Origin of the sequence: Streptomyces tateyamensis (genome assembly GCF_003205575.1) — a bacterium.
GTDB lineage: Bacteria > Actinomycetota > Actinomycetes > Streptomycetales > Streptomycetaceae > Kitasatospora > Kitasatospora tateyamensis.
This window is the reverse complement of sequence record NZ_PYBW01000053.1, coordinates 268-19,374: the sequence shown is the minus strand read 5'-3', so window position 1 is coordinate 19,374 and position 19,107 is coordinate 268. Positions and strand designations below refer to the sequence as shown.

Below are 19,107 nucleotides of genomic sequence, written 5' to 3'. Positions count from 1 at the left end.
TCTCGTCGACCTCGCCCGGGCGCCCGCCCGCCGCGCACCCCGTGCGGTGTGGCAGATCAGGATCACCGGGGTACCGAAGGTCAGGGCGACGGGGAGGTAGGAGGTGGCGAGGAACGGCTGGCTCGCCTCTGTGATTTCTGGACCCTCAGGCCCGCCAGTCAGCTGCACCGCGCCGACCTGTTGTGTGTCAACCAGTCAGCTGGTGGTGAAAGAGGCGGGAAGCGATGAAGGGCCCTGACCCGCGTTTCCGCTGGTCAGGGCCCTTCATTCATCCTGTGGCTGGTGCAGGGTTCGAACCTGCGTAGCTTGCGCGACAGATTTACAGTCTGCTCCCTTTGGCCGCTCGGGCAACCAGCCAGGATTTTGTCGCTGCGGGGCCTGGCCCCGTTCGACTGGGTAAACCTTACCTGATGGGTGGGGGTGGTTCGCCACTCGGTATGTCACGTGATGATCAAGGGGGGTCGGGCGGGGTGGGGCTGGATAGGCTGTCGGTGTGAGTGCCCCGCAGCGGTGGGGCCCCGGAAGCCGAGTTCGCAAGGAGACCAGCACAGATGGCCGACTCCAGTTTCGACATCGTCTCGAAGGTCGAGATGCAGGAGGTCGACAACGCGATCAACCAGACCGCCCGGGAGATCGCCACGCGCTTCGACTTCAAGAACGTCGGAGCCACCATCGACCGGTCGGGCGAGAAGATCGAGATGAAGGCGGACGGCGAGGAGCGGGTCAAGGCCATCCTCGACGTGCTGCAGAGCAAGCTGGTGGCCCGCAAGGTCTCGCTGAAGGCGGTCGAGGCCGGCGAGCCGATGCTGTCCGGCAAGGAGTACAAGATCTTCGCGTCGATCAAGGAGGGCATCTCCCAGGACAACGCGAAGAAGATCTCCAAGATCATCCGGGACGAGGGCCCCAAGGGCGTGAAGGCCCAGATCCAGGGCGAGGAGCTGCGCGTCTCGTCCAAGAGCCGGGACGACCTGCAGGCCGTGCAGGCGCTGCTCAAGGGCAAGGACCTGGACTTCGCTGTCCAGTTCGTCAACTACCGCTGACTGAGCGGCCATTGGGGCGCCCCGGGGACGTTGTCCGCGGGGCGCCCTACTGTTTCCGGGCATGGGGCTGTCGATCAGTGTGGGGCCGCTGGGTGTTCCCGAGGCCGAGGTGTTGCGGCGCGGGCTGGCCGCTGTCGGGGTGGGGTGGCGGGAGCCGGGCGGGGTGGGGCAGGGGTTCTCGGCCGGGTTTCCGTACAGCTACCTGGGCAAGCTGCGGCGGGTGTACGTGCTGCACCGCGTGGGTGAACCGGTGACCGGGGCGCGGCAGGTGGACGCCGAGCGGTTCGCGGACGAGCTCGCGCTGGTCGAAGACGAGACGTACATGTTCGACTCGCACCTGCTCTGCCACTCCGACTGCGAGGGGTACTACGTGCCGCTGGACCTGGTGGATCCACTCTTCCTGTCGGAGGAGTCCGAGGTGCCCGGTGGCGGCATGGTGGGCTCCAGCGGTGCGCTGCTCGGGGAGCTGCAGGGCTTCGCCGGCGCGATCGGGGTGCGGCTGACTGCCGACGGGGTGCTCGGCGCCGCGGAGTCGGCCCGGCTGGCCGCGCTGCCGGCTGACGATCCGTTCGAGCCCGAGGTGTTCGCCTGGCACCAGCTGTACCAGGCGTGCCGGGCCAGCCTCGCCGGCGGGTGGACCGTGGCGTTCGGGTGACCTGGGGTCAGGTGGCGGCCAGTTCCTCTCCGCGCCGGGTGCGCTGGTAGAGGACCTCGCGACCGTTGCGGCTGCGGGTGACCAGGCCGGAGCGGTGTAGGACGTCCAGGTGGTACGAGACGGTGCCCTTGCTGAGGAAGTGCCGGGCGGCCAGCGAGCTGGTGGTCGCCGGCCGGTCGAGGGAGGTCAGCAGGGCGGCCCGGGTCGGCCCGAGCAGTTGGGCGACCGCGGGGTCGGCCGAGTCCGGCGCGGTGGTGGGCCGTTCGACCGGGTAGAGCAGGGCCGGCGGCCGGCCGAGGACGGAGACCGGGTCCACCACCACGACCACCTCCCGGGCCACCGCCGAGGGCATCAGCAGCACCTCGGCGGCCGGCAGGCACACCTCGTAGCGGCTCTCCAGTTCCAGCTGGCCGTCTGCCCAACGTAGTTTCGGGGTGAGCGAGTTGAGCATGGCGGCGGCACCGTGCCGGGCCAGCGTGCGGGCCCGGCGGTCCACCTCGGCGTCCAGCAGGGCCCGGGCCTCGGCCCAGTACGGGGCGATCGCCAGCTCCCAGTAGCGCCCGAGCTCCTCGGCCGCCTGGCGGGCCAGCTGCTCGGGGCCCCGGGCCAGCGCGGCCCGCACCGGCTCCGGCAGCTCACGGCCGGCCAGGTTGGCGGCGGGGCGGCCCTGCTGGAAGGCGTCCAGCTCGGCGAGGATCCGGCTCGGCGGGGTGCTGCGGACGGCCTCCAGCTGCTCGGCCACGGTCGGGGCCGGGCCGCTCGGGTGCGGGGTGAGGAAGTCCGGCAGGTAGCTGCCCGCCTGGTCCAGGGCGAAGGCCGCGAGCAGGTCGAGGCGTTCCCGGTGCAGGAACTGGCGGGCCTGGCCCACCCAGGCGTCCGGCCCGGTGCGCGGCGGCAGGCCGGAGGGCATCAGGGTCCCGACCGCCTCGTGCAGCGGCGAGACCACGAAGCGGGTCCGCGCCAGTCCGGTGGCGTCGACGATCAGTCGGATCATGGCGCTGGCTCCCCCTGGTTCGGTGCTGCGGCACGGCGACCCGAGGACAGCGAGGTCCGGCCCTTCGAGTCAGCCCGGTCGGGTGCCGGGGGCGGGCGCTTCGAAGGTGCTCGAATCGTGTGGCGAATCATCGCATCCCGCTCCGGTCCGGCCCAGACTGCTCCCGGAACCGGGCACGGGGGAACGAGGAGAGATGGACATGAGGATCAGGCACGGCCGGGCGACTGCGCTGCTGGGCATCGCGGTCCTGCTGACCGGTGCGCCGGCGGCCTGTTCGGGCGGCGCCCGTTCGCATGCAACGGGGCCGGGCACAGCCACCCCCGGCAGCACGGCCGGCGGCGCCCTCGCCGACCGGGCGCCCTGCCCGCAGGCGACGGGCTTCAGCTGCGGCACCCTCACCGTGCCGCTCGACCACGGTGGCAGCCGGCCCGGGCAGCGGCTGAAGCTGCGGGTCGCGGTGGCGGACAACGCCGACGCGCCCAAGGGCGACCTGCTCTTTCTGGCCGGCGGCCCGGGCCAGCCCGGTCTGCCGCTGGTCAGCCGGATCGCCCAGCGCCTGGCACCGGTGCTGGGGCAGTACCGGCTGGTGATGTTCGACCAGCGCGGCACGGGCGCCGGCGCCCTGCAGTGCCCGGCGCTGCAGGACCAGATGGGCTCCTCCGACCTGGCCGTGCCCACCGCACAGGCCGTCACCGACTGCGCCGCCGGCCTCGGCCCGGACCGGCGGTTCTACAGCACCGCCGACACCGTGGCCGACATCGACCAGCTGCGCGAGGCCCTCGGCGCCGCCGGCCTCACCGTGGACGGGGTCTCGTACGGCAGCTTCGTGGCCGAGCGCTACGCGCTGGCCCACCCCTCCCGGGTGAGCGCGCTGGTGCTGGACTCGGTGGTGCCGCAGCAGGGTTACGACCCGCTGGACCTGGCCGCGCTGCCGGCCGCCGCCCGCGTGCTGACGGCGGCCTGCCACGCGACCGGCTGCACCACCGACCCGGCGGCCGACCTGGCCGAAGTGGTGCGCCGCGACCACGACGGTCCGGCCGTGCTGGACCTGCTGACCAGCTACGAGTTCGCCGACCCGGACTACAAGGGGATCCCCGACGCGCTGCACCAGGCTGCCGCCGGCCACCCCGAGCAGTTGCGGCAGTTCGTCACGAGCAGCCACCAGGGCGACGCCGTGCCGGCCGACCTGCTCAGCCAGGGCCTGCACGCGAGCACCCTGTGCGCCGACGGCCGGTTCCCCTGGGGCAGCTCCGACACCCCGGTGGCCGACCGGGCGGCCGCGGTGGAGCGCACCCGGCAGCAGCTCACCGCGGCGCAGACGGGGCCGTTCGACGCCGCCACCGCGACCGGGCTCGGCACCCTGCTCAGCTGCCTGACCTGGCCGCAGGAGCAGGTGCCGCCCGTCCCGCCCGCGCAGCAGAGCCTGCCCCGGGTGCCGGTGCTGCTGCTGGGGGGCGACCGGGACCTGTCCACCCCGGTCGAGGGGCTCCAGCAGGAGGCCGCGCTGGCGCCGCTCGGGAAGGTGGTGGTGGTGCCCGGTGCCGCGCACTCGGTGCAGTCGCACGCGACCAGCGACCTCGGGCGGCGGGCCGTGGCGGAGTTCCTGTCGGCCCCCGACCGGTACGGCACGACGAAGGGCTGACCACCGCAAGAAGGGCCGGCCACCCTGCGAACGGCTGATCACCGCTCGAAAGGCCGACCATCACACGACGAAGGGCTGACCACCCCAGGACGAAGGCCGACCGTACGCGGACGAGCGTCCAGAGCCGCACGGCCGTGCGTTTTCCTGAGAGTTTCATGGGTAGCCGACGATCACCCCGGGGCTGGTGCGACGGGCGGGTGAGGGCGTGGTGGCGGAGGGCCCGGGGCCGGACCGGACACCGGCTCAGTAATTCTTAAAAAAGGAGGATTACGTTGACCGGGCTCGCCCCCCACTGCCTCTCACGAAGGGGAAGCCGCCGGTGACCAGCCTGCTCCACCCCGCACGTCCCGCTGCCAAGCAACCCCCGGCCCAGCAGACCGTCGGCGCCGGCGCCGGCCCCTCGAGAACACTGCGCGCGCGGGCCCGCTACCTGCGCTGGCTCGCCTGGCCGGTGTACTTCTTCGCGCTCTGGCGCTACATCGCCGACAACGGGGTGCCGTACCAGAACGACCTGGTCTTCTGCTGGCTGATCGGCGCACTGATCGCCGCGGCCGTGCACAGCGGCTACCGGTTCGGCTGGCTGCGGGTGCTGCGCGACTGGCTGCCGGTGATGGGCGCTGTCTACGTGTACTCGCTGCTGCGCGGCTACGGGGCGCACACCCCGTGGCGGGTGCACTGGGGGCCGCAGCTGGCCTTCGACAAGGCGGTCGGCCTCGGCCAGGTCTGGTCAGTGCGGCTGCAGCACTGGCTCTACACCCCCGGCCACCCGCACTGGTACGACTACCTGGCCACCGCGGTCTACATGTCCCACTTCTTCGCGGTCTTCGTCATCATGGCCGCGCTGTGGAAGCGCCGGCACGACCGGTTCACCCGCCTGGTCGCGTTCTATCTCGCCCTCACCTTCGCCGGCTTCGCCACCTACGTGCTCTACCCGGCCGACCCGCCGTGGCTGACCGCGCAGAACGGGCACCTGCCGGACCTGACCCGGGTGGTCTCCGACGTGCTCACCCAGAGCGGGCTGCCGCGGGCCGGATCGCTGTTCGAGAACGGCAGCCGGTTCGACAACGACGTGGCCGCGATGCCCTCGTTGCACGCCGCCTACCCGATGATGCTGGCGCTCTTCTTCTGGCCGACCGCCGGGAGGAGGCTGCGGGTGCTGCTCGCGCTCTACCCGCTGGCGATGGCGTTCACCCTGGTCTACGGCGCCGAGCACTTCGTGATCGACATCCTGGTGGGCTGGCTGTACGCAGCCGCGGTGGTGCTGGGGCTCGGCCGCGTGCTGGACCGGCGCGCGGCCCGGCAGGCGGCGCGCACGACGGTCGGCGCCGGGCGGGAGGCTCCCGAACGGCAGCAGGTCATGGCGTAGCAGACTGTCCCCGTGCGCCCGACTCCCGAGCAACTCGCCGCTGCCCAGGACACCACCATCCCCGACGTGCTCGCGCCCGACCTGCGGGTGCTGTTCTGCGGGATCAACCCGGGCCTGTACTCGGGGGCGACCGGGCACCACTTCGCCCGCCCGGGCAACCGGTTCTGGCCCGCCCTGCACCGCTCCGGCTTCACGGAGCGCCAGCTGCGCCCGGAGGAGCAGGACCAGCTGCCGGCGCTCGGGCTGGGCATCACCAACGTGGTGGCCCGCACCAGCGCCAAGGCAGAGGAGCTGAGCCGCGAGGAACTGCGCGAGGGCGGCGCGGTGCTGGCCGCCAAGGTGGCCCGGCTGCGGCCGCGGGCGCTCGCGGTGCTGGGCATCGGCGCGTACCGCACGGCCTTCGGGCAGCCGCGCGCGGTGGTGGGCCGGCAGCCGGAGGGGCTGGGCGGCACCGAGGTCTGGGTGCTGCCCAACCCCAGCGGCCTGAACGCGCACTACACGCTGGACGCGCTGGCCGCGGAGTTCCGCGCCCTGCGCGAGGCGACGGCAGTCCCGGGGCAGCCGGCGTAGGGCCCCGTGGTCGCCGGGTCAGCGGCCGCCGAAGCCCTCGCCGCGGTCGGTGGAGACGATCTCGCGCCCCAGCGGCGTCAGCGAGACCGGGATCATCTTCAGGTTCGCCCAGCCGAACGGGATCCCGATGATCGACAGGAAGAGCGGGATGCTGGTCAGGAAGTGGGCGATGGCCAGCCACCAGCCCGCGAAGACCAGCCAGATGACGTTGCCCACGCAGGAGGCGGCGCCGGCGTCCGGCCGCTCCACCGTCGTCCGTCCGAACGGCCACAGCATGAAGAGCGCCAGGCGGAAGGCCGCGATGCCGAACGGGATGGTCACGATGAGCAGGCAGCAGATGATCCCGGCGAGGGCGTAGCCGATCGCCATCAGGAGGCCGCAGAAGATCAACCAGAGAACGTTGAGAACGAAATTGATCACCTTCATGGCCCAAGCCTTGCACGCCTCGAAGGCCCTGCACACCCGACGCGCAGTCCGGTCGGCGGCCGACCTCCGGTGGTCGGGCTCCGGCGGCCGCCCGGTTCCCGGGACCGGGGGGATCCGGGCGGCATAGGATTGCCTAGGCCCCGCCAGTCCAAGGCCCCCGGAGGGTCGATGAGCCGTCGCCGCCCCACCCGCCCCTCGAGCGCGGACGAGCTGCTGACCGAGCTCGGCCGGCTGACCGCGCAGGCGCTGGAGCGGGCGGAGCTGCAGCAGGCCCGGGTGGAGCTGGCCGAGGCGCTGCAGCGCGAGCTGCTGCCGGCCGAGCTGCCGGGGATACCGGGCCTGCACGCCGCGGCCCGGTACGCGCCGGCCAGGCACGGCCTGAGCATCGGCGGCGACTGGTACGACGGCTTCCGGCTGCCCGACGGCGCGCTCGCCTTCTCGCTCGGCGACGTGCAGGGCCACGACGTGGAGGCGGCCGCGTTCATGGGCCAGGTCCGGGTGGGCCTGCGCGCGGTGGCGGCCACCGCGACCGACCCGGGAGAGGTGCTCAGCCGGGCCAACGACCTGCTGCTCTCGCTGGACACCCGGCTCTTCGCCACCTGCAGCTTCCTGCGCTTCGACCCGGTGACCCGGGAGCTGGCGCACGCCCGGGCCGGCCACGTGCCGCCGGTCTGGGCCACCGAGGACGGCGCCTGGGGGCTGTGCGAGGACGAGGGCGGGTTGCCGCTGGGGGTGCTGGCGGGCGAGCGGTACCCGGTGACCCGCCGCCGGCTCACCGGAACCGGGGCGTTCGTCCTGGTCACCGACGGGGTGATCGAGGGCCCGGCGTTCCCGATCGAGGCGGGCCTGGCGGAGGTGGCCAAGGTGGTGCTGGCCGGCGCGGCGGCGGACCCGGCCGAACTCGCCGCCCGGGTGCTCGCGGTCGCCGACCTGACCGGCCACACCGACGACGCAGCGGTCCTGGTGCTGCGGCACACCGAATGACCGCCCTCGGGCCCAGCTGCACCCGCACCCGCGCGTGTCGCGCCGGAGAACACCCGTCCCGCGTAGTGTGATGCTCCTGTGCCGCAGATCCAGCTCCGCCCCAGCGCCGTCACCGGCCTGCGGATCCTGGCGGTCGCCGCCGCCTACTTCCTGGCCGGGCGGATCGGCCTGCTCCAGCAGGTGGTGGTGGCCGGCGCCAAGGTGACCCCGCTGTGGCCGCCCACCGGCATCGCGGTGACCTCCCTGCTGCTGCTCGGCCTGTCGGTGTGGCCCGGGATCGCGATCGGCGCCTTCCTGGTGATCGCCTCGATCGGGCCGGTGCACCCCGGCTCGCTGGCGATCACCGCCGGCAACACGCTGGCCCCCATCGCCTCGTACCTGATACTGCGTCGGGTCGACTTCCGGGTCGAGCTGGACCGGCTGCGCGACGGGGTGGCCCTGGTCTTCCTGGGCGCGCTGGGCGGGATGCTGATCAGCTCGACCGTGGGCACCCTGGTGCTGGTCTGGGACGGCTCGCTGCCGCTGGCCAGCTTCTGGTCCACCTGGTCGGCCTGGTGGACCGGGGACGCGATGGGCGTGCTGGTCTTCACCCCGCTGCTGCTGGTGCTGCCCACGGTCCGGCGGCCGACCGACCCGGGGCCGTTCGACTGGGTGGAGCCCACCCTGCTGCTGGCCGGCACCGCGACGGTGGCCGTGCTGGTCACCTCGATCCAGCTGAGCCTGCTCTTCCTGGTCTTCCCGCTGCTGATCTGGGCCGCGCTGCGGTTCCAGCTGCCGGGCGCCGCCCCCTGCGTGCTGCTGGTCTCGGTGATCGCGGTGGACGCGGCCCGCCAGCACAGCGGGCCGTTCGCACACCACGGCCTGGTGGCCGCGATGGTGATCCTGCAGGCGCTGAACGGCTGTGCGGCGCTGACCGGGCTGCTGCTGGCCGCGATCATCTCCGAGCAGAAGAACACCTACGCCCGGATCGAGCAGGCCTGTCTGGGGCTGGCCGAGGTGGTGGCCCGGCTCGCCCCGGGCGACAGCGCCGCCCAGTGGCCGCCCCCGGACGAGAGCGGCCGCCCGGACCAGCCTTAGGGCCTGTCTGACAGGCCCTGGGAGGATTGCTGTGCGCCCAGCAGGATCGGGTTGGTCAGCGCCGCCATCGGCCCCCAGGGCAGCGCCGGGCCCATGGTGTTGCCCTTGCCGGGCGTGCCGTCCGGCAGCGGGTGGCGCACCTCCGCCCGCACGTAGGTCGCCAGCGAGGCGGTGGTGCGCCAGGTCACCGTGCCGGTTCCGGCGGCGGGCAGCGACTCCTGGTGCAGTTGCCCCTCGTCGGTGATCAGGCGCACCGTGCCGTTCGGGACACCGGAGACCGTGAGCACCACGTCCACCGGCGCGTCGGCCGGCACCGCGAGGCGCTCGCCGATCCCGGCCCGCCGGCCGCGCCCGGTGGCGGTGAACTCCAGTTGGACCGCGGCCGACTCGGCCAGCCAGCTGCGCCCGGCCCGCAGCCCGGCCAGCACCTGGTCCCGGGTCAGGTCCTCGGCCAGCACCACGTTGTGCGGGGAGCCGATCACCTGCGGCACGCTGTGCGCGTCGCTGTTGCCCATCGCGGGCAGCCAGGCCCGCCCGGCCCTCAGGTCCTCGGCCAGGTGCGAGTCCCAGGCGTCCACCGCCGACTCGTCGTCGTAGGTCCACGGGCCGTTCCACACCTCGACCAGGTCCGCGCCCTGGTAGCCGAACTTCCACTGGCAGGCCACGTACGGGCAGTACGGGTGGGCCGGCACCACCAGGCCGCCCGCGCGGTGCACCTGGCGGACGAACCGGGGGTAGGCGTTGTCGCGGGCCCGGTAGCGCCAGTCGACCCACTCCCCCGGCTCGGTGCCCAGCGCCAGCCAGTGGCCGTTGCGGGTGGTGATCTCCTCGCCGGTGATGATCAGCAGGTCCTCGCCGGCCAGCGGGCCCCAGACCGCGTGCGAGGAGGAGGTGTTGTGGTCGGTGGAGACCATGAAGTCCAGGCCCGCCGCCCGGGCCCCGGCGGCCACCTCCCCGGGCAGCCGGCGCCCGTCCGAGTACACGGTGTGCAGGTGGCAGTCGCCGCGGTACCAGGCCCGGCCGCGGCCTCGGGCCCGGTCGGCCGGGTAGTGCACGGGGGCGGCCGGCCCTGGCTCACCGAAGGTCAGGGTGATCTGGACCTGGTAGTCCAGGCCCTGCGGCGCGACCTGGTACGGGCCGAGCACCACGTGCCAGGTGCCGGGGTTGACCGGGCCGGGCAGGTAGCCGGGGGTGGCCTCGGAGTTGCTGATCACGAAGGACGTGCGGAACCCGCCGGACCAGCCGCGGAAGCCCTCGCCGCCCAGTTCGGTGCCGCGCTCGTCGAAGATCCCGATGTCGCAGGAGTTGCCCGGGGTGCCGGCCGGCACGGCAGGCCGGTCGTAGCTGTAGGAGACCGCGATCTCCCGCACGCCCGCGGGCACCTCGACGGGGAGGTAGACGAAGTCGGCTGCGCCGGTCTCCAGGTGTCCGCTGACGGTACTGCTGGTGCTGCTGCCCGGCGCCGGGACGCCCGCCGCTGCCGCCGCGAAGGCGACCGGCCCCAGGGTCAGCGCGGTGGCCGCGCCCGCCACCAGGCCGGTGCGCAGCAGCGCCCGCCGGTCGGGGCCGGTCGGCGGCTCCTCGTGGTGCCCGCAGCTGTCGTGCTCGCACATGGTGGTCCTCCCCGCTCGCGCGCGGGCCACCGCGGCCCGCCCCCGTGCCGCCTTCCCCGCCGGGTGAACCCGTGCCGACCGGGGCACCACCGCCCGATGAGCGTTGGACCAAACCCGGGTCGGCCCGGCGGGCCAGAGGTGAGGTCGGGTCAGAGATGAGGTCGGGTCAGAGGTGAGGGCGGGTCAGGGCCGGCCGGCCATCCGCTCCAGCCGGGCGATCCGCTCCGGCATCGGCGGGTGGGGGGAGAAGAGCCTGGTCCCGGCCTGCCCCGCCCCGAACGGGCTGGCGATCATCATGTGACTGGCCGTCTGGATCTGCGGCTCGGCGGGCAGCGGCCGCTGCTGCGTGCCGACCTCCAGCTTGCGCAGCGCGCCGGCCAGCGCCAGCGGGTCACCGGTGATCCGGGCACCGTCGGCGTCCGCCTGGTACTCCCGGGAGCGGCTGACGGCCAGTTGGATCAGGGTGGCGGCGAGCGGGCCCAGGATCATGACGGCCAGGAGGCCGAAGAGCCCGGGTCCGTCGTCGTCCTCGTCGCGGCCGAACGGGATCAGCCAGGCGAAGTTCACCAGGAACATGATCACCGAGGCCAGCGCTCCGGCCACGGACGAGATCAGGATGTCGCGGTTGTAGACGTGGCTGAGTTCGTGGCCGAGCACGCCGCGCAGCTCCCGCTCGTCGAGCAGGCGCAGGATGCCGTCGGTGCAGCAGACCGCGGCGTTGCGCGGGTTGCGGCCGGTGGCGAAGGCGTTGGGCGCGGCGGTCGGCGAGATGTAGAGCCGGGGCATCGGCTGCCGGGCGGAGGTGGAGAGCTCGCGCACGATCCGGTAGAGCGCCGGCGCCTCGATCTCGCTGACCGGGCGGGCCCGCATCGCGCGCAGCGCCATCCGGTCGCTGTTCCAGTACGCGTAGCCGTTGGTGCCGAGCGCGATCAGCAGGCCGACGATCAGACCGGTCCGTCCGAAGAAGCTGCCGATCACGATGATCAGCGCGGACAGTGCCCCGAGGAGCACGGCCGTTCGCAGTCCGTTGTGCTGGCGGTGCACGGCAGCCCCTCCAAGTGGTGCGGTGGGAGGCCCTCTGGTCACATCCCTCGTTGCCTGGACAACGCGGCAGGCAGGGGCCCGGGTTCCCTTCCTCCCACGTCCGCGGGCCGCCCGCAGCCGGGGCCAGGCAGCCGGGCGATCAGAACAGCGAGCCGGAGACCACCTGGAGGACCAGCTGCGGGGCCACCGAGAGCACCACCGCGCCCACCGCGGCCAGGCCCAGGGTCGCGGTCAGCGGACCCGGGGTGCGGGCCGGCTCGGCGGCCTCGCCCGGGGTGAAGAGCCGAGCCGTCCAGAACAGGTAGTAGTACAGGGCGATCACCACGTTGGCCGCCATCACCACCGCCAGCCAGCCCAGGCCGGCGTCCACCGCCGCCTGGAAGACCACCACCTTGCCGAACAGGCCGACCACGCCCGGCGGCAGGCCGGCCAGGCAGAGCAGGAAGAAGGCCAGCGCCAGGGCCGCGAACCGGTCGCGGGCGAACAGGCCCCGGTAGTCGTCCAGTCGGTTGGCCGGGCGGGTGCGGGCGACCAGCGCGGCCACCCCGAAGGCGCCCAGGTTGACCAGGCCGTAGATCAGCGCGTAGGCCACGGTGGCGCCCAGCGGGTGGGCGCTGCCCGCGTAGCCGGCGGCCGCCAGCGGGACCAGCAGGTAGCCGGCCTGGGCCACCGAGGACCAGGCGAGCAGCCGCACCGCGCCCTGCGCCGAGTCGGCGCGCTGGCGCAGCGCCGCCGTGTTGCCCGCCGTCATGGTGACCGCGGCCAGTACCGCCAGCAGCAGCCCCCAGGTGTGCCCGTAGGGGCGCAGCGCGAGCGAGGTGACCAGCGCCAGCCCGGCGAACCCGGACGCCTTGCCGACCACCGAGAGGTAGCCGGCCACCGGCAGCGGCGCGCCGGCGTAGGTGTCCGGCACCCAGAAGTGGAACGGCACGGCCGCCACCTTGAAGGCGAAGCCGACCAGGGTGAGCATGCCGCCCGCCTCGGCCAGCGGCTTCAGCCGGCCCGGCAGCTGGCCGAGCCCGTCGGCGATCGCGCCCAGCTGGAGGCTGCCGGTCGCGGCGTACAGGAAGCTGACGCCCAGCAGCATCACGGCGGTCGCGGTGACCGAGGAGAGGAAGAACTTCAGCGCCGCCTCGCCGCCCCGGCCGTCCCGCTTCAGCGCCACCAGCGCGAAGGAGGGCAGCGAGACCACCTCGAGGGCGACCACCAGGGTGGCCAGGTCGCGGGCGGCCGGCAGCAGCGCGGCGCCCGCGGCGCTGCTGAGCAGCAGGAACCAGTACTCGCCGGCCGGCAGCCGGTCCTCGGCCACGGTCACCTGCGAGAGCAGCGCGGCCAGCAGCGCCCCGCCCAGCGCCAGCAGCTGGAAGGCGAGCGCGAAGTGGTCGGCCACGTAGGAGCAGCCCGCGGCGCCGCAGAAGGTCGACCGCGGCGTGCCGTGCACCAGCGGCAGCAGCGCGGCCAGCGCGCCGAGCAGGCCGAGCGCGGTCAGCGGCCCGAGTAGGCGCTTGGCGCCCGGCGGCAGCAGCAGGTCGGCCAGCAGCACCAGCAGTGCGGTGGCCGCGGCGATCAGCGGCGGGGCGATCGCCACCCAGTCCACCGACTGGATCAGCGAGCCCGCGTTCGGCACGGCAAGGTTCACGGCCTGCCCCATCAGGTGAGTGGTCGTCAGCTGGGTGGTCGTCATCGGTCAGCCCACCGCCAGCAGCTGCTTGACCACCGGGTCGGACAAGGTGAGCAGCAGCGCCGGCCACAGGCCCGCGACCACGGTGAGCACGGCCAGCGGGGTCCAGCTGACCGCCTCGTAGCCGCGCAGCTCGGCGACCTGGACGGCGGCCGGCTGGGCCGGGTCGCCCATGCAGACCCTGCGCACCACGACCAGCAGGTAGGCCGCGGTCAGCAGGGTGCCCAGGCCCGCCAGCGCCATGAAGACCAGGAAGGCGGGGCGGTGCAGGCCGGCCCCCGGCTGGAAGGCGCCGAACATCGCCAGCAGCTCGCCCCAGAAGCCGGCCAGGCCCGGCAGGCCGAGGCTGGCCACGGCACCGAAGGCGAGCAGCGCGCCGAGCCGTGGCGCCCGCCCGTACAGCGCCGCGCCGCTCGCCCCGGCCAGGGTGTCCAGGTCGGCGGTGCCGTAGCGGTCCTTGAGCGCGCCGACCACGAAGAACAGCAGGCCGGTGATCAGGCCGTGCGCGATGTTGGCGAACAGCGCTCCGTTCAGTCCGACCGGGGTGAGCGAGGCGATGCCCAGCAGCACGAAGCCCATGTGGCCGACCGAGGAGAAGGCGATCAGCCGCTTGAGGTCGCCGCCGCGCCCGGCCCGGGCCAGCGCCAGGCAGGCCAGCGAGCCGTAGACGATGCCGACCGCGGCCAGCGCGCCCAGGTAGGGCGCGAAGGTCGCGGTGCCGTCCGGCACGATCGGCAGCAGCACCCGGACCAGGCCGTAGGTGCCCATCTTGAGCAGCACCCCGGCCAGCAGCACCGAGCCCACCGTCGGGGCGGAGGTGTGCGCGTCCGGCAGCCAGCTGTGCAGCGGCCAGGCCGGCGCCTTGACCAGCAGGCCCAGCCCGATCGCCAGCGCGGCCAGCAGCTGGGTGGAGTGACTCAGGCCGCTGCCGTGCCGGGCGGCCAGCTCGGTCATGTCGAAGGTGCCGGCGTGCAGCCCGATCAGCAGGAAGCCGAGCAGCATCACGGCCGAGCCGAGCAGCGTGTAGAGGATGAACCGGAACGCCGAGGCGGTGCGGGCCCCGCTGCCCCAACGGGCGATCAGGAAGTACATCGGGACCAGCACGATCTCGAAGGCGAGGAAGAAGAGCAGCAGGTCCAGCACCAGGAAGGTGGCCAGCATGCCGACTTCGAGCAGCAGGAAGAGACCGGTGAAGGAGAGCGCGGACGGGGTGCCCTCGCCGTCCGGCGGACGCTTCGTAGAGTAGAGCGCGCACAGGAAGCTGAGCAGCGCGGTCAGCACCACCAGCGGCAGCGAGACGCCGTCCACCCCGAGGTGGAAGCGGACGCCGAGCGCGGGGATCCAGGAGACGTCGACGCCGCCCTGCATCCGGCCCGGGTGCGCGTGGTCGAAGCCGGCCGCCAGCGCCACGGCCAGCGCCAGCACCAGGCCGGTCAGCACCGCGTTGAAGCGCAGCGCGCGCCGGCCGCGCGCCGTCGGGTCGGCGCCGAACAGGCCGGGCGCCAGCGTGGCGGCGGCGCCCAGCAGCGGCAGCGCCAGCAGCGCGATCAGGAGCGCGTTCATCGGGGACCCCCATCGAGCACGGACTGAGCAGCGGCGCGGTGACGGAGGATCATGCGCCCACCGCCACGAAGACCGCGATGAGCACCGAGGCGGCCAGCAGCGCGCTCAGGTAGGTCTGGGCGTTGCCGCTCTGGCTGCGCCGGACCAGCCAACCGAGCAGCCTGGCCGCGCCGCCGGAGCCCTGCACGTAGCCCTCGACCACCTCGCGGTCCAGGAAGCGGACCAGCGCGGCGGCGCCCAGGGCGGGGCGCACGAAGAGCAGCGAGTAGAGGCGGTCCAGGCCGAAGCCCTGGCGGGCGGGGCCGAACAGCCGGCCGAGCAGCGCCCGGCCGGGGTCGGCGGCGGCGCCGGAGCGGGTGCTGACGGTGCGCCAGGTGGCCCAGCAGACGAGCACGCCGGCCACGGCCAGGCCGGTGCCGATCACCCAGGTGTTGGCCGAGGGGCGCAGCGAGCCGCCGTCCAGCAGGGCCGGCAGCCAGTCGGGGTTCAGGCCAGCCACGCCGAAGCCGATCGCGGGGACGGCCAGCACCCAGAGCGGCCAGCGCATCGCGGCCGGCTCGGCCTGCCCGGGGTCGGCCTCGTCGAGCTCGGGCGAGTAGGGCGCCCCGGGCTCGGGGGCGGTGCCGCCGCGCCGGGCGATGGCCTTGGCCGGGAAGGCCAGCAGCCAGAGCCGGGTGGCGTACACCGCGGTGAGCAGCGCGGTCAGGCTGCCAGCCAGCAGCACGATCCAGCCGGCCGCGGTGGGCACCGCGCTCGCCGGACCGACGCCGTTGGTCAACGCCGCGCCGGCGGCGGCCTTCTCGGCGGCGGTGAGCACCGCCTCCTTGGAGAAGAAGCCGGCGAACGGCGGCAGGCCGACCAGCGCGACCAGGCCGATGCCCAGCGTCCAGCGGGCGTCCGGCACCCTGGCGCGCAGGCCGGGCAGGCCCGACATGGCGGTCAGCGAGTTGGTGTGGGCGGCGTGGATCAGCACGCCGGCCGACAGGAACAGCAGCGCCTTGAAGGCGCCGTGGCTGACCAGGTGGAAGACGGCCGCCTGCCGGTCGCCGCTGGCCAGCGCGCCGGCCATGTAGCCGAGCTGGCCGACGGTGGAGTAGGCGAGCACCCGCTTGATGTCGTCCTGGGCCAGGGCGGCCAGCGCCGAGCCGATCATGGTGACGGCGGCGATCACCGCCAGCACCACCAGGGCCGCGCCGGAGAGCAGGAAGACCGGCAGCAGCCGGGCCACCAGGTAGATGCCGGCCGCGACCATGGTGGCCGCGTGGATCAGCGCCGAGACCGGGGTGGGGCCGGCCATCGCGTCCGGGAGCCAGGTGTGCAGCGGGAACTGGGCGCTCTTGCCGGCCACCCCGGCCAGCAGCAGCAGCGCGGCCAGCGTCGGGTGGTGCAGCTGGCCGTGCCCGGCGGCGCCGAGCACCTGGGTGATCCGGAAGCTGTGCGCGTCGGCGGCCAGCACGAAGATGCCGAACAGGAACGGCACGTCGCCCAGCTTGGTGACCAGGAAGGCCTTGAGCGAGGCGGACCGGGCGTCCGCCGTCTCCCAGTGGTGGCCGATCAGGAAGTACGAGCAGATGCCCATGACCTCCCAGCCGACCAGCAGCACCACCAGGTCGCCCGAGTAGACCACCAGCAGCATCGCGGCGGTGAAGAGCGAGACCAGCGCGGCGTAGGACGGGTAGCGCGGGTCGGTCTTCAGGTAGGCGGTGGAGTAGATCTGCACGCAGCAGGCGACCAGGCCGACCAGCACCGAGATCAGCGAGGTGTAGCCGTCCAGGTGCACGGCGAGCGAGATGTCCGGGCCGCCGGTGGGGGTCAGCCGGGTGGCGGCGTCCAGGGTGCGGCCGGTGCCCAGCTGCACCGCCACGACGAGCGCCAGCACGGCGGCGGTCAGCACCGGCAGGACCGCCAGCGGCTTGGTCCAGCCGGGTGCGCGGCGGCCGGTGGCCAGGGTGGCGGCGGCGCCGAGCGCGGGCAGCGCCGGGACCAGCGCGATCAGGGCGATGTTCACGAGACGGCCTGGCCCTTCGGCGCGGGGTCGGCAGCGGGCTCCGTCGGCTGGGCCGGCACCTCGGCGGCGCGGTCGCCGAGCGCGGTGATCCGGTCCACGTCGGCGGTGCCGCGGGTCCGGAAGACCAGCAGCACGATGGCCAGGCCCAGGCCGATCTCAGCGGCGGCGACGGTGATGGCGAAGAGGGTGAGCGCCTGCCCGGCGTGCAGCGCGTCGCGCAGCCAGGCGTCGAAGGCGATCAGGTTGAGGTTGACGGCGTTGAGCATCAGCTCGACCGACATCAGCAGCAGCACGGCGTTGCGCCGGGCCAGCACGCCGTACACGCCGACGCAGAACAGCAGCGCGGCGAGGACGGCCGGGTAGAGGAGGTGCATCGGGGCGTCAGCGCTCCTGCCGGGTGGTCAGCTTGCCGGGCCGCGGCTTGGCCTTGCCCGAGCCGGTGCGGGAGATCACGATGGCGCCGACCAGCGCGGCCAGCAGCAGCACCGAGAGCGCCTCGAACGGCAGCACCCAGTGCCGGAACAGGCTGGCGCCGGTCACCGCGGTGGAGCCGCCGCCCGCGCCCAGGTCGATCCAGGAGGTGCGGAACGCGTCCACCACCAGGGTCACCAGGGTGGCGGCCGCGGCCAGGGCCACGCCCAGCGCCACCCAGCGGTTCTTGGAGTCGGCGTCCGGCGAGCGGCCGATCGGCGCCCGGGTGAGCATCAGGCCGAACAGCACCAGTACCACCACCGAGCCGAGGTAGATCAGCACCTGCACCCAGGCCACGAACTCGGCGGTGAGCAGCAGGAACTCCACCGCCAGGCCGCCGAGGGCGACCACCAGCCACAGGGCGGCGTGCACCAGCTGCCGGGTGGTCACCGAGACCACGGCGGCGCCCAGCACCGCCAGGCCGACCAGGACGAAGACGATCTCCACGCCGGTGGGCGACAGGAAGCCGCGCGGGGCCGCGTCGAGCGGGCCGGCGGCGGCGAGCAGGAACCCGGTCACGAGGCATCACCCGCCGCGGCGGCCAGCTTCTCGGCCGCCTTGCGGGCGGCGGCGATCTCCTTGGGCTCCTCGGCCGCCGGATCCAGGGCCGGCGGGGCCGGAACCGTCCACATCCACTCGCGCAGCTTCTCCCGCTCGTGGGTGAGTTCCAGGATGTCCGTCTCGGCGTACTCGAACTCCGGCGACCAGAAGAGCGCGTCGAACGGGCAGACCTCGATGCAGATCCCGCAGTACATGCAGAGCGAGAAGTCGATGGCGAACCGGTCCAGCACGTTGCGGGTGCGGGCCCGGGCGTTCGGGTCGGCGGCCGGCAGCGTCTCCTTGTGCGAGTCGATGTAGATGCACCAGTCCGGGCACTCGCGGGCGCAGAGCATGCAGACCGTGCAGTTCTCCTCCAGCAGCCCGATCACCCCGCGGCTGCGCGGCGGCAGCAGCGGCTGGGTGTCCGGGTACTGCGCGGTGACGGTCCGTCGGGTCATCGTGCGCAGGGTGACGGCGAGGCCCTTGGCCAGGCCGGAGCCGGGGAGGTTCACTGGGAGATCGCCACCTTGATGATGCCGGTCAGGGCGAGCTGGAGCAGGGCGAGCGGGATCAGCACGGTCCAGGCGAACCGCATCAGCTGGTCCTCGCGCAGCCGGGGGAAGGTGACGCGGGCCCAGATCACCACGAAGGCCAGCGCGAAGGCCTTCAGCAGCGTCCACAGCCAGCCCAGGCTGTCGGACAGCGGGCCGTGCCAGCCGCCCAGGAAGAGCACCGAGGTCAGCGCGCAGAGCACCAGGATCCCGCCGTACTCGGCGAGCAGGAAGAACGCGAACCGGATCCCGGTGTACTCGGTGTAGGCGCCGAAGATGATCTCGGAGTCGGCCACCGGCATGTCGAACGGCGGGCGCTGCAGCTCGGCCAGGCCCGCGGTGAAGAAGACGAAGGCGCCGATCGCCTGCCAGGGCAGCCACCACCAGTGGAAGGCGTCCAGGATGCCGGGCAGCGACAGGGTGCCGGCCGCCATCGCCACCGAGGCGGCGGCCAGCAGCATCGGCAGCTCGTAGCTCATCAGCTGGGCGGCCGTGCGCAGGCCGCCCAGCAGCGAGAACTTGTTGGCGCTGGCCCAGCCGGCCATCAGCGCGCCGAGCACGCCGATGCCCATCACGGCCAGCACGAAGAAGATGCCCGCGTCCAGCGCCTGGCCGACGAAGCCGTTCGGGCCGACCGGGACGGCCAGCAGCACGACCAGGTAGGGCAGCAGGGCGACGGCCGGGGCCAGCTGGAAGACCCGGCGGTCGGCGCCGGCCGGGACCACGTCCTCCTTCTGGGCGAACTTGACGCCGTCGGCGACCAGCTGGGCCCAGCCGTGGAAGCCGCCGGCGTACATCGGGCCGAGCCGGCCCTGCATGTGGGCCATCACCTTGTGCTCGGTCTGACCGATCACCAGGGGCAGCACCAGGAAGACCACCAGG

Annotated in this window: 18 protein-coding genes and 1 tRNA gene; 7 read left to right on the top strand and 12 right to left on the bottom strand. The window is 73.5% G+C overall.

Going from position 1 to position 19,107, the window contains the following annotated elements; genetic code table 11:
• Positions 1–276: 276 nt before the first annotated feature.
• Positions 277–357 (bottom strand) — tRNA-Tyr (locus tag C7C46_RS16735).
• 194 nt (positions 358–551) lie between these two features.
• Between C7C46_RS16735 and C7C46_RS16730 the strand changes: the two genes are divergently transcribed.
• Entirely contained in the window at positions 552–1,040 is a 489-nt protein-coding gene (locus tag C7C46_RS16730) for a YajQ family cyclic di-GMP-binding protein (protein WP_110670448.1), read from the top strand.
• A gap of 61 nt (positions 1,041–1,101) precedes the next feature.
• Complete coding sequence (locus tag C7C46_RS16725) at positions 1,102–1,695, top strand: hypothetical protein (protein ID WP_110670446.1); 594 nt, start codon at positions 1,102–1,104, stop codon at positions 1,693–1,695.
• 7 nt (positions 1,696–1,702) lie between these two features.
• Here C7C46_RS16725 and C7C46_RS16720 read toward each other — a convergent pair whose 3' ends face one another.
• Positions 1,703–2,689 (bottom strand): ArsR/SmtB family transcription factor, encoded by a 987-nt coding sequence (locus tag C7C46_RS16720; RefSeq protein ID WP_110670444.1) that lies wholly within the window; start codon positions 2,687–2,689, stop codon positions 1,703–1,705.
• 199 nt (positions 2,690–2,888) lie between these two features.
• Between C7C46_RS16720 and C7C46_RS16715 the strand changes: the two genes are divergently transcribed.
• The 3 genes from C7C46_RS16715 (at position 2,889) to mug (ending at position 6,267) form a co-directional block, all read left to right on the top strand.
• The gene (locus C7C46_RS16715; protein ID WP_181442390.1) at positions 2,889–4,331 is read left to right on the top strand and encodes an alpha/beta fold hydrolase; all 1,443 of its coding nucleotides are present in this window, start codon (positions 2,889–2,891) and stop codon (positions 4,329–4,331) included.
• A gap of 319 nt (positions 4,332–4,650) precedes the next feature.
• Positions 4,651–5,697: a phosphatase PAP2 family protein gene (locus C7C46_RS16710; RefSeq protein ID WP_110670440.1), complete on the top strand. Its 1,047-nt coding sequence runs from the start codon at positions 4,651–4,653 to the stop codon at positions 5,695–5,697.
• Positions 5,698–5,709: 12 nt separating this feature from the next.
• The gene (gene mug / locus C7C46_RS16705) at positions 5,710–6,267 is read left to right on the top strand and encodes a G/U mismatch-specific DNA glycosylase (protein ID WP_110670438.1); all 558 of its coding nucleotides are present in this window, start codon (positions 5,710–5,712) and stop codon (positions 6,265–6,267) included.
• A gap of 18 nt (positions 6,268–6,285) precedes the next feature.
• Here the strand turns inward: mug and C7C46_RS16700 are convergent, their stop codons facing one another.
• On the bottom strand, positions 6,286–6,693 hold the full coding sequence (locus tag C7C46_RS16700) for a YccF domain-containing protein (RefSeq protein WP_110670436.1): 408 nt from the start codon (positions 6,691–6,693) through the stop codon (positions 6,286–6,288).
• 168 nt (positions 6,694–6,861) lie between these two features.
• Here C7C46_RS16700 and C7C46_RS16695 point away from each other — a divergent pair, with 168 nt between their 5' ends.
• Together C7C46_RS16695 and C7C46_RS16690 are read left to right on the top strand one after the other, a co-directional pair.
• Complete coding sequence (locus tag C7C46_RS16695) at positions 6,862–7,677, top strand: PP2C family protein-serine/threonine phosphatase (protein WP_110670434.1); 816 nt, start codon at positions 6,862–6,864, stop codon at positions 7,675–7,677.
• A 78-nt stretch (positions 7,678–7,755) separates the two neighbouring features.
• The gene (locus C7C46_RS16690) at positions 7,756–8,754 is read left to right on the top strand and encodes an MASE1 domain-containing protein (RefSeq protein WP_110670432.1); all 999 of its coding nucleotides are present in this window, start codon (positions 7,756–7,758) and stop codon (positions 8,752–8,754) included.
• Here C7C46_RS16690 and C7C46_RS16685 read toward each other — a convergent pair.
• The 9 genes from C7C46_RS16685 to C7C46_RS16645 all read right to left on the bottom strand — a co-directional run bounded on the left by C7C46_RS16685 (position 8,751) and on the right by C7C46_RS16645 (position 19,106).
• Positions 8,751–10,367: a CehA/McbA family metallohydrolase gene (locus C7C46_RS16685; protein ID WP_181442389.1), complete on the bottom strand. Its 1,617-nt coding sequence runs from the start codon at positions 10,365–10,367 to the stop codon at positions 8,751–8,753. The two genes, C7C46_RS16690 and C7C46_RS16685, sit on opposite strands and share 4 nt — an antisense overlap.
• 183 nt (positions 10,368–10,550) lie before the next feature.
• Complete coding sequence (htpX, locus tag C7C46_RS16680; protein ID WP_110670430.1) at positions 10,551–11,411, bottom strand: zinc metalloprotease HtpX; 861 nt, start codon at positions 11,409–11,411, stop codon at positions 10,551–10,553.
• Between the two features lie 139 nt (positions 11,412–11,550).
• Positions 11,551–13,095: an NADH-quinone oxidoreductase subunit N gene (locus C7C46_RS16675; protein ID WP_181442388.1), complete on the bottom strand. Its 1,545-nt coding sequence runs from the start codon at positions 13,093–13,095 to the stop codon at positions 11,551–11,553.
• Between the two features lie 3 nt (positions 13,096–13,098).
• Positions 13,099–14,655 carry a complex I subunit 4 family protein gene (locus C7C46_RS16670; protein WP_110670428.1) on the bottom strand — a complete coding sequence of 519 codons (1,557 nt, stop codon included), beginning with the start codon at positions 14,653–14,655 and terminating at the stop codon, positions 13,099–13,101.
• A 49-nt stretch (positions 14,656–14,704) separates the two neighbouring features.
• Positions 14,705–16,663, bottom strand: a complete 1,959-nt coding sequence (locus C7C46_RS16665; RefSeq protein WP_110670426.1) for an NADH-quinone oxidoreductase subunit 5 family protein — start codon at positions 16,661–16,663, stop codon at positions 14,705–14,707.
• Positions 16,660–17,037: an NADH-quinone oxidoreductase subunit NuoK gene (gene nuoK, locus C7C46_RS16660; protein WP_110670424.1), complete on the bottom strand. Its 378-nt coding sequence runs from the start codon at positions 17,035–17,037 to the stop codon at positions 16,660–16,662. The genes C7C46_RS16665 and nuoK overlap by 4 nt, the downstream gene beginning before the upstream one ends.
• Before the next feature lie 7 nt (positions 17,038–17,044).
• A complete protein-coding gene (locus tag C7C46_RS16655) occupies positions 17,045–17,653 on the bottom strand; it encodes an NADH-quinone oxidoreductase subunit J family protein (RefSeq protein WP_181442387.1) in 609 nt (202 codons plus the stop codon).
• On the bottom strand, positions 17,650–18,132 hold the full coding sequence (locus C7C46_RS16650; protein WP_110670726.1) for a 4Fe-4S binding protein: 483 nt from the start codon (positions 18,130–18,132) through the stop codon (positions 17,650–17,652). Before C7C46_RS16650 ends, C7C46_RS16655 begins: the two co-directional genes overlap by 4 nt.
• A 50-nt stretch (positions 18,133–18,182) precedes the next feature.
• Positions 18,183–19,106: a complex I subunit 1/NuoH family protein gene (locus C7C46_RS16645; RefSeq protein ID WP_110670422.1), complete on the bottom strand. Its 924-nt coding sequence runs from the start codon at positions 19,104–19,106 to the stop codon at positions 18,183–18,185.
• Between the last annotated feature and the right edge of the window lies 1 nt (position 19,107).